Origin of the sequence: Salipiger mucosus DSM 16094 (genome assembly GCF_000442255.1) — a bacterium.
Classification (GTDB): domain Bacteria; phylum Pseudomonadota; class Alphaproteobacteria; order Rhodobacterales; family Rhodobacteraceae; genus Salipiger; species Salipiger mucosus.
This window is the reverse complement of sequence record NZ_KE557287.1, coordinates 72,021-80,194: the sequence shown is the minus strand read 5'-3', so window position 1 is coordinate 80,194 and position 8,174 is coordinate 72,021. Positions and strand designations below refer to the sequence as shown.

Annotated in this window: 11 protein-coding genes; 7 read left to right on the top strand and 4 right to left on the bottom strand. The window is 70.2% G+C overall.

Annotated elements, in window-relative coordinates; all coding sequences use genetic code 11:
- From SALMUC_RS25840 to SALMUC_RS25830, 3 genes are all read left to right on the top strand, one after another.
- The coding region (locus tag SALMUC_RS25840) for an iron chelate uptake ABC transporter family permease subunit (protein WP_020041162.1) at positions 1 to 1,020 on the top strand (1,020 nt) is incomplete at its 5' end.
- Complete coding sequence (locus tag SALMUC_RS25835) at positions 1,017 to 1,790, top strand: ABC transporter ATP-binding protein (RefSeq protein WP_020041163.1); 774 nt, start codon at positions 1,017 to 1,019, stop codon at positions 1,788 to 1,790. The genes SALMUC_RS25840 and SALMUC_RS25835, both read left to right, overlap by 4 nt.
- 32 nt (positions 1,791 to 1,822) lie before the next feature.
- Positions 1,823 to 3,523 carry an ABC transporter ATP-binding protein gene (locus SALMUC_RS25830; RefSeq protein ID WP_020041164.1) on the top strand — a complete coding sequence of 567 codons (1,701 nt, stop codon included), beginning with the start codon at positions 1,823 to 1,825 and terminating at the stop codon, positions 3,521 to 3,523.
- Positions 3,524 to 3,714: 191 nt separating this feature from the next.
- Here the strand turns inward: SALMUC_RS25830 and SALMUC_RS25825 are convergent, their stop codons facing one another.
- The 4 genes from SALMUC_RS25825 to SALMUC_RS25810 form a co-directional block, all read right to left on the bottom strand.
- Positions 3,715 to 4,071: a DoxX family protein gene (locus SALMUC_RS25825; protein WP_020041165.1), complete on the bottom strand. Its 357-nt coding sequence runs from the start codon at positions 4,069 to 4,071 to the stop codon at positions 3,715 to 3,717.
- A 43-nt stretch (positions 4,072 to 4,114) separates the two neighbouring features.
- On the bottom strand, positions 4,115 to 4,633 hold the full coding sequence (locus SALMUC_RS25820) for a flavin reductase family protein (protein ID WP_020041166.1): 519 nt from the start codon (positions 4,631 to 4,633) through the stop codon (positions 4,115 to 4,117).
- Entirely contained in the window at positions 4,630 to 4,974 is a 345-nt protein-coding gene (fdxA, locus tag SALMUC_RS25815; protein WP_020041167.1) for a ferredoxin FdxA, read from the bottom strand. Before fdxA ends, SALMUC_RS25820 begins: the two co-directional genes overlap by 4 nt.
- Positions 4,975 to 5,037: 63 nt before the next feature.
- On the bottom strand, positions 5,038 to 5,640 hold the full coding sequence (locus SALMUC_RS25810) for a superoxide dismutase (protein WP_020041168.1): 603 nt from the start codon (positions 5,638 to 5,640) through the stop codon (positions 5,038 to 5,040).
- An 89-nt stretch (positions 5,641 to 5,729) separates the two neighbouring features.
- Between SALMUC_RS25810 and SALMUC_RS25805 the strand changes: the two genes are divergently transcribed.
- From SALMUC_RS25805 to SALMUC_RS30755, 4 genes are all read left to right on the top strand, one after another.
- Positions 5,730 to 6,395, top strand: coding sequence for a helix-turn-helix transcriptional regulator (locus SALMUC_RS25805; protein WP_021121011.1), 666 nt, complete (start codon positions 5,730 to 5,732; stop codon positions 6,393 to 6,395).
- Entirely contained in the window at positions 6,392 to 6,853 is a 462-nt protein-coding gene (locus tag SALMUC_RS25800) for a group III truncated hemoglobin (RefSeq protein ID WP_020041170.1), read from the top strand. The genes SALMUC_RS25805 and SALMUC_RS25800 overlap by 4 nt, the downstream gene beginning before the upstream one ends.
- Positions 6,850 to 7,926 carry an FAD-binding protein gene (locus SALMUC_RS25795; RefSeq protein ID WP_021121010.1) on the top strand — a complete coding sequence of 359 codons (1,077 nt, stop codon included), beginning with the start codon at positions 6,850 to 6,852 and terminating at the stop codon, positions 7,924 to 7,926. Before SALMUC_RS25800 ends, SALMUC_RS25795 begins: the two co-directional genes overlap by 4 nt.
- Positions 7,923 to 8,171: a hypothetical protein gene (locus tag SALMUC_RS30755; RefSeq protein ID WP_198014685.1), complete on the top strand. Its 249-nt coding sequence runs from the start codon at positions 7,923 to 7,925 to the stop codon at positions 8,169 to 8,171. The genes SALMUC_RS25795 and SALMUC_RS30755 overlap by 4 nt, the downstream gene beginning before the upstream one ends.
- The last annotated feature ends 3 nt before the right edge of the window (positions 8,172 to 8,174 follow it).

Here is an 8,174-nt window from a genome sequence, read left to right as displayed (position 1 = left end):
CTGCTCTGGCTTCTGCCCCGGCTGCGCGCCACGCCGCCGCCCGCGCCCGAGGAGCGGATGCCGCGCCGCAGGCACCCCGCGCGCCTGGTGCTGATCCTGGCGGCGGCGTGCCTCGCCCTGATGGTCCTGCTGGTCATGGTCGGGCGCGTTCCGGGCGGCTGGACGATTCTCGACCGCGAGAGCCTGGCCCTCTTCCTGCCCAACCGCCTGCCACGGCTGGCCGGGGCCGCGGCGGCGGGCGGCCTTCTGGCGATGGCGGGCGCCGTGCTGCAACGGCTGACGGGCAACCCTCTCGCCTCCCCCGAAGTCCTCGGCGTCTCCGGTGGCGCGGCCATCGGTTATGCCGGCGTGCTGTTTCTCGCAGCGGCTCCTTCGGCCGCCGCGCTGACGCTTGGCGCGGCGCTCGGGGGCGCGGCGGCGCTGGCGATCCTGACCGGCGTCGTGCTGGGCCGCAACGCCCGGCCGGAACGCCTCCTGCTGGCGGGCGTGGCCGTCTCGTCGCTGGCCGCCGCGCTGCTCTCCGTGCTCATGGCGGCGGGCACGACCAAGAGCTTTGCCGTGCTGGCCTGGCTCTCGGGGTCTGCCGCCGCGCTTACCGGGCCCGGCGCCCTCGCATTGGTGGGGCTTCTGCTGGCCGTCGGCCTCGCCGCGCTGACCATGACCCGCTGGCTGACCATCCTGCCGCTCGGCCCCGAGGTCGCCCGCGCCCTTGGTGTGCCGCTGGCCCCGGCCACGCTGGTGGTGGTCATGCTGGCCGGCCTCGCCACCGGCGCGGCGACGATCCTCGTGGGTCCGCTGAGTTTCGTCGGCCTCATGGCGCCGCACCTTGCCCGCCGCCTCGGGCTGTCCCGGGCGCGCGATCACCTGCTCGGCAGCGCCGCCATCGGCGCGGCCCTCATGCTGGCCGCCGATTTCGGCGCCCGCATGGCGAGCTTTCCCTATGACCTGCCGCTCGGCCTCTTCGCGTCGCTCCTGGGCACGCCCTGGCTGATCTGGCTGATGCTGAGACGTCCGACATGACCGCCCTGTTCACCCTCGACGCCGTCACCTTCAAGGTGCCCGGCCGGACCCTGCTGGAGGGCATCGACCTCGAGCTGCCGGCCGGCCGGATCACCGGCCTCATCGGGCACAACGGGTCGGGCAAGTCGACGCTGCTGAAACTGCTGGCCAGGCAGACCCGTCCGGCGGAGGGCACCATCTCCTTCCAGGGATGTCCCCTGCCCGACTGGACCGCGCGCGGCCTGGCGCGGCGGCTGGCCTACCTGCCCCAGAACCTGCCCGCCGCCGAGGGGCTGACGGTGCGGGAACTGGCCGCGCTGGGGCGCTACCCCTGGCACGGCGCGCTCGGCCGGCCGGGGCCGGAGGATCTCGCCGCGACCGAAGGCGCCCTCGGGGCCTGCGGGCTGCAGGTCTTCGCGGACCGCCGGGTCGACACCCTCTCGGGCGGCGAGGCGCAGCGGGCCTGGCTCGCCATGCTCATCGCGCAGGAAGCCGACAGCCTGCTGCTCGACGAGCCGATCTCCGCGCTCGACATCGCGCACCAGGTCGAGGTGCTGGCGCTGGTGCAGCGGCTCTGCCGCGACCGGGCGCGCTCGGTCGTCGTGGTGCTGCACGATCTCAACATGGCCGCGCGCTTCTGCGACCACATCGTCGCGCTGAAGGGCGGCGCGCTGGCCTTCGAGGGGCCGCCGCGGGAGCTTTTAACCCCCGAGCGGCTTCACGCCATCTACGGCACCCGGATGGAGGTGATGACCCGCGCCGACGGCAGCCCCGTCGCCCTGCCCGCCTGACACGACGAAAGACGACGGAAAGACCACGCCCGATGCTACGCCAATTCTTCGACTACTACCGCCCCCACATGGGCCTGTTCTGGCTCGACTTCGGATGTGCCGTGCTGTCCGGCCTGCTCGAACTGGCCTTCCCGCTGGCCATCTCCGGCTTCATCGACCACCTGCTGCCGCAGGGCGACTGGGGGCTCACGGTGCTGGCCGCGGCCGCGCTGGTCGGGGTCTATGTCATCAACGCGGGCCTGATGATCGTGGTGATCTACTGGGGCCACAAGCTGGGCATCAACATCGAGACCGAGTTGCGCGCCCGCGCCTTCGCCCACCTGACCCGGCTGGGCTGGGGCTGGTTCGACCGGGCCGAAACCGGCAAGCTGGTGGCGCGGGTCACGCGCGATCTCGAGGAGATCGGCGAGGTCGCCCACCACGGGCCCGAAGACCTCTTCATCGCCATCATGACCTTTGCCGGCGCCTTTTGCCTCATGCTCTGGCTGCACCCGCCGCTGGCCTTCATGACGCTGGTCATCGTGCCGCTCATGGCCTGGCTGCTGGGGGTCTACGGCGGCCGGATGACGCGCAACTGGCAGAGCATCTACTCCCGCGTCGGCGCCTTCAACGTCCGGCTCGAGGAAACCCTCGGCGGCATCCGCGTGGTGCAGGCCTTCACCAACGAATCCCACGAGCGCAAGCTCTTCGCCGAGGACAACCGCCGCTACCGCGAGACCAAGCTGGACGCCTACCGCATCATGGCGACGGTCTCGGCGCTGCAATACATGGGCATGCGGCTGGTGCAGGTGGTGGTCATGGTGGCGGGGGCCGCCTTCGTCTTCCGGGGCACGCTGTCGACGGGCGATTTCGTCGCCTTCCTGCTGCTGGTCTCGGTCTTCTTCCGGCCGCTGGAAAAGATCGCGGCGGTGATCGAGACCTATCCCCGCGGCATCGCGGGCTTTCAGCGCTACCTCGACCTCATGGCCGAAACGCCGGACATCGAGGATCGCCCCGATGCCCGCGAGGCCCCGGCGCTGACCGGAAACATCCGCTTCGACGACGTGCATTTCACCTACGACGGCGCGCGCGGCGTGCTGCACGGCGTCACGCTCGACGTGGCGGCGGGGGAAACCGTGGCGCTGGTCGGGCCCTCCGGCGCGGGCAAGACGACGATGATGGCCCTCGTGCCGCGCTTCTACGATCCCTCCGCTGGCGAAATCCGCATCGACGGCATTCCGCTGGGCGAGATGACGCTGGACTCGCTCCGGCGCCAGGTCGGGCTGGTGAGCCAGGACGTCTTCCTGTTCGGCGGCACCCTGCGCGAGAACATCGCCTACGGGCGCCTCGACGCGACCGAGGACGAGATCCTCGAAGCCGTGAGGCACGCCCAGCTCTCCGAGCTGGTCGAGACGCTGTCCGCGGGGCTCGACACCGTGGTGGGCGAGCGTGGCGTGATGCTCTCGGGCGGGCAGCGGCAGCGCGTGGCCATTGCGCGGGTCTTCCTGCGCAACCCGCCGATCCTGCTGCTGGACGAGGCGACATCGGCGCTGGACCGGACCACCGAGCGCGAGGTACAGGCCGCGCTGGCCCGGCTCTCGGTCGGACGCACGACGCTCATCATCGCGCACCGGCTGGAAACCGTCAGGCACGCGGACCGGATCGTCGTGATGGATGGGGGGCGGATCGTCGAGATCGGCAGCCACGACGATCTCGTCGCCCGGCAGCAGGCCTATTTCTCGCTGCTGGGCTGATCCGGACCGGGGGTCCGTCGGGGCGACCCTCGCCGCAGCGATGTGATGAGGGCGTGAGGCCTTCAAGTGCGGCAACGCGACCGATCCCGCAAAACATCGCGGGATCGGTCGCATTCGTGTCGTGCCGGTCTTTGCGCTAGCGCGTCCAATACTCCGTGCGCGTGTATCAGCGCTGCGAGGCGACGGGCGCTCTATTCGGCCACGCTCTTCCGCGTCCAGGTCAGCCAGCCGTTCAGCGCCACGAGCGCAAGAACGACCAGCGGCGGGATGGCGTGGCTCCATTCGCCGTGCAGCAGCACGGTCGCGGCGGCGGCCGCCATGACCCCGGCGCCCAGCAGGCTTCCCGCAAGGCGCGTGCGCGGAGCCGCGATAAGCACTGCGGCGGTCCATTCCAGGAGGCCGGTCACGTAGGGAAACCAGGCGGGATAGCCCCAGCGGGCATAGTCGGCCCGGATCTCCGGGCTCGCGAAGATGTTCAGCGTGCCGCCGAGCAGGAAGAAGGCGGCAAGGGCGCCCGCGAAGACGTGGCGCCAAGGGATGGTGGTCATGAAAGGATCTCCGTTTCGTGTCGGGACCAGGCCGGCGGAGCCGTCACAGCGGGTGGACCGTGTTGAACCGGCGGCCGTGCCAGACAAGCGGGCTGCGGCTCTCGGAAAGGTCGATGCGCTGCGGGTGTCCGATGAACAGCACGTGATCGCCGGTCTCGATCTCTCCGGCAAGGGCGCAGTCCATCGAGGCCACGGAGCCCCGCAGGCGCGGATGGCCCGAGGGCCAGCTCTCCCACCTGCCATGCTCGAAGCGACGCTCCCGCGGACCCTTGCCGGCAAAGGCCTCGGCCACGGCCTGCTGGTCCGCCTGCAGCATGGCGAAGGAAAACCCGCCCTGCGCCCGGATCAGCGAGGCCAGGCGCGCCCGGGCGTCGATCGACACCAGCAGTGACGGCGGATCGACGGCCAGCGAGAGGGCGGCGGTCACGGTGCGCCCCACCCGCTCGTTGCCCTGTGCGGCCGTCACCACGCAGGCGGTCGCGGCCAGCGCCGCCATCGCCTCGCGGAAGGCCTGCTGCGTTTCGGTCGCGGTGTCGGTTGCCTGCGCGGACTCGGCGCTCATGAGGTCTCTTTCTGCCCGGGTTCGGGCGAAAAATGCGTCTGCAGCTTGTTCGGGACGCCGTCCATCTCGGCGGCATTCGCGGGCGGGGCGCCGGCCTCGATGATGACCGGCCACATCTCCGAGTACTTGCGGTTGAACTCGACCCATTTCTCCATATCCGGATCGGTGTCGGGCCGGATCGCGTCGGCCGGGCACTCGGGCTCGCAGACGCCGCAGTCGATGCATTCGTCGGGATGGATGACGAGGGTGTTCTCGCCCTCGTAGAAGCAATCGACCGGGCAGACCTCGACGCAATCCATGTACTTGCAGGCGATGCAGTTCTCGGTGACGACGTATGTCATTGGGCGCTCGCGCGTTCAAAAGGGGGCCGTGCGCGCGGGGGGCGCGCACGGCGGTTCGGTGCTTCAGGCGAGGTTCGACTCGGCGAACTCGTAGTTCGCGAGGTGGTCGAGGAAGTTGTCGACATAGTCCGGCCGGCGGTTGCGGAAGTTGACGTAATAGCTGTGTTCCCAGACATCGAGACCCAGCAGCGCGGTGCCCTCGCCGGTGGCGAGCGGGTTCACCCCGTTGGGCGTCTTGGTCACGCCGAGGCTGCCGCCCGGCTTCTGGATCAACCAGGCCCAGCCCGAGCCGAACTGGCCGGTGGCCGCCGTCTTGAAGGCCTTCTTGAAGTCGGCGACCGAGCCGAAGTCGGCAACGAGGCGTGCCTCCAGCGTGCCGGGGATGCCCCCGCCCTGCGGCGAGAGGGCGTTCCAGAAGTGGATGTGGTTCCAGTGCTGGCCCGCCTGGTTGAAGATGCCCTCGCGCTCGGCGTCGGCATAGGTCGCGGTCACGATCTCCTCGAGCGTCTTGCCCTGCAGGTCGGCGTTCTTCTCGACGAAGCCGTTGAGGGCCGTGACATAGGCTTGGTGGTGCTTGTCGTGGTGCAGCTCGAGCGTTTCCTGGCTCATGCCGCGCCCGGCAAGCGCGGAATGGGCAAAGTTCAGTGCGGGAAGTTCGAAAGCCATGCGCTGTCTCCTGTCGGTCTGGTGGTTGCGCCGCGGCCCGCGGCACGATAATAAAACAAGTAACCGCTTTGAAAAATATCGAGGCAAATATGTCAAGCGATGACTTGGAAAAACATGACTGGTCGCCGCGCTCCGCCTCCGAGCGCATCCTGATGGCGCTGAAGATGCACGGGGCGCTGACCTCGGCGCAGGTGGGCGCGCGCCTTGGCACGACGGGCGAGGCGGCGCGGCAGCAGCTGCTGAAGCTGGCCGAGGACGGGCTTGTCGCGGACGAGCGCCGGGCCGCGGGGCGCGGCCGCCCGGCGGTCTACTGGCACCTGACCGAAAAGGGACAGGCGCGGTTCCCCGACACCCACGCAGCGCTGACCGTCGACATCCTGCGCAGCATTTCCGGGGTCCTGGGCGAGGATGCGCTCGAGCGGATCATCGGGGCCCGCGAGGCGACGACGCAGGCGCTCTACGAAGAGGCCATGGCGGGCTGCGAGGACCTTGGGGCGCGGGTCGAAAAGCTGGCGGAGCTGCGCAACGCCGAGGGTTACATGGCAGCGGCCGAGCGTGACGAGGCCGGCGAGCTGCGCCTTGTCGAGAACCACTGCCCGATCTGCGCCGCGGCGACCTTCTGCCAGGGCTTCTGCCGGGCCGAGAAGGCGGTCTTCGAGGCCGTGCTGGGCGACGACGTCTCGGTCGAGCGTGTCGAGCACATCGTCGGCGGCGGACGCCGCTGCACCTATGTCATCCGCGAGGCCACCCAATGACCGCAGGCGATCCGAAACCCGTGCCGCGCTCTCCCGAGGCGGTCGCGGAGGGCCTCGACGACGAGATGATCCGGCAGGTCGTGCACCACTTCTATGCGGCGGCGCGCGAGGACCCGGTGATCGGGCCGGTCTTCCGCGCCCATGTGCCGGACGATCGCTGGCAGGCCCATCTGGACAAGATCACGGACTTCTGGAGCTCGAGCCTTCTGGGCACGCGCCGCTACGACGGCCGCCCCATGCCCAAGCATCTCGCGATTTCCGAGCTGAACGACGACCATTTCCGCCGCTGGCTCGCGCTCTTCCGGCACACGGTGACGCAGCTCTGCCCGCCGAAGACCGCGCAGCTCTTCATCGAGCGCTCCGAGCGCATCGCCGAGGCCTTCCGCATCAACATCGGCATGGCGCGGGGCGAGGACCTGATGTTCCGGCCCAAGCTCACGCGCGAGCCCTACCCGTGACGCGACCGCCCGCGCCGCTGGTGCCGGATTTCGACCTCACTGGCCGCAACACGCTGGGCCTTCGGTCGCGCGCCCGGTTCGGCGGTGTCCTGCGCGACGACGCCGAGATCGTCGCCGCCGCGCGCTTCGCCGAGAGCCTCGAGCTGCCCTTCCACCTGCTGGGCGGCGGAAGCAACTGCGTGCTGGCCGAGAAAATCGAGGCCGTGATCGGGATCGCCGGGCTGCGCGGCCGCAGCGTGTGGCGCGGGTCGAACGGCCTGCGCGTCATCGCACGGGCGGGCGAGAGCTGGGATGCCCTCGTGCGCTGGACCGTGGACCAAGGGATCGGCGGGCTCGAGAACCTTGCCGGGATCCCCGGCACGGTCGGCGCGGCACCGATCCAGAACATCGGCGCCTACGGCGTCGAGCTGNTCGCCGAGAGCCTCGAGCTGCCCTTCCACCTGCTGGGCGGCGGAAGCAACTGCGTGCTGGCCGAGAAAATCGAGGCCGTGATCGGGATCGCCGGGCTGCGCGGCCGCAGCGTGTGGCGCGGGTCGAACGGCCTGCGCGTCATCGCACGGGCGGGCGAGAGCTGGGATGCCCTCGTGCGCTGGACCGTGGACCAAGGGATCGGCGGGCTCGAGAACCTTGCCGGGATCCCCGGCACGGTCGGCGCGGCACCGATCCAGAACATCGGCGCCTACGGCGTCGAGCTGAGCGACGTGGTCGAGAGCGTCGATGTCATCGACAGGTCCACCTGGACGGCCCGGCGCCTCGATGCGCATGCCTGCGGCTTCGCCTATCGGCACAGCCGCTTCAAGGAGACGCCGGGCCGCCATCTCGTCACGGCGATCACGCTGCGGCTGCCCGTGGACTGGCAGCCGAACCTGGACCACGCCGGATTGTCGGATCTGTCCGGCCCTGTCGACCCGCAGCGGATCATGCAGGCGGTGCTGGCGCAGCGCGCTTCGCGGATTCCGGACTGGAGGGTCATGGGCAACGCCGGGTCCTTCTTTCACAACCCGGTCGTCACGGCCGAAACCGCGCGCCGCGTGTCCGAGATGCACCGGGGCATCCGGTGCCGGGCGGCGTGAAACTCTCGGCCGGCCGGCTGCTCGACCTTTGCGGCTTCAGGGGGCGCCGCGTCGGCGGCGCCGGGTTCTCGGAGGCCCACGCGCTGATCCTCGTGAACCTTGGCGAGGCGACCTTCGAGGAGGTCGGGCAACTGGCTTCGCTCGCGCGGAGGGCCGTGCGGGAGCGCTTCGGCATCGACCTCGTCCAGGAGCCGGTGCGGATCGGAGGCGGCCGTGCGCCAGACCGTGAGGCGCGACCGGCATGACAC

Coding starts and splice junctions, on each gene's coding strand:
- SALMUC_RS25835 (WP_020041163.1), top strand. CDS start 1,017: ATGACCGCCCTGTTCACCCTCGACGCCGTCACCTTCAAGGTGCCCGGC.
- SALMUC_RS25830 (WP_020041164.1), top strand. CDS start 1,823: ATGCTACGCCAATTCTTCGACTACTACCGCCCCCACATGGGCCTGTTC.
- SALMUC_RS25825 (WP_020041165.1), bottom strand. CDS start 4,071: ATGACCACCATCCCTTGGCGCCACGTCTTCGCGGGCGCCCTTGCCGCC.
- SALMUC_RS25820 (WP_020041166.1), bottom strand. CDS start 4,633: ATGAGCGCCGAGTCCGCGCAGGCAACCGACACCGCGACCGAAACGCAG.
- fdxA (WP_020041167.1), bottom strand. CDS start 4,974: ATGACATACGTCGTCACCGAGAACTGCATCGCCTGCAAGTACATGGAT.
- SALMUC_RS25810 (WP_020041168.1), bottom strand. CDS start 5,640: ATGGCTTTCGAACTTCCCGCACTGAACTTTGCCCATTCCGCGCTTGCC.
- SALMUC_RS25805 (WP_021121011.1), top strand. CDS start 5,730: ATGTCAAGCGATGACTTGGAAAAACATGACTGGTCGCCGCGCTCCGCC.
- SALMUC_RS25800 (WP_020041170.1), top strand. CDS start 6,392: ATGACCGCAGGCGATCCGAAACCCGTGCCGCGCTCTCCCGAGGCGGTC.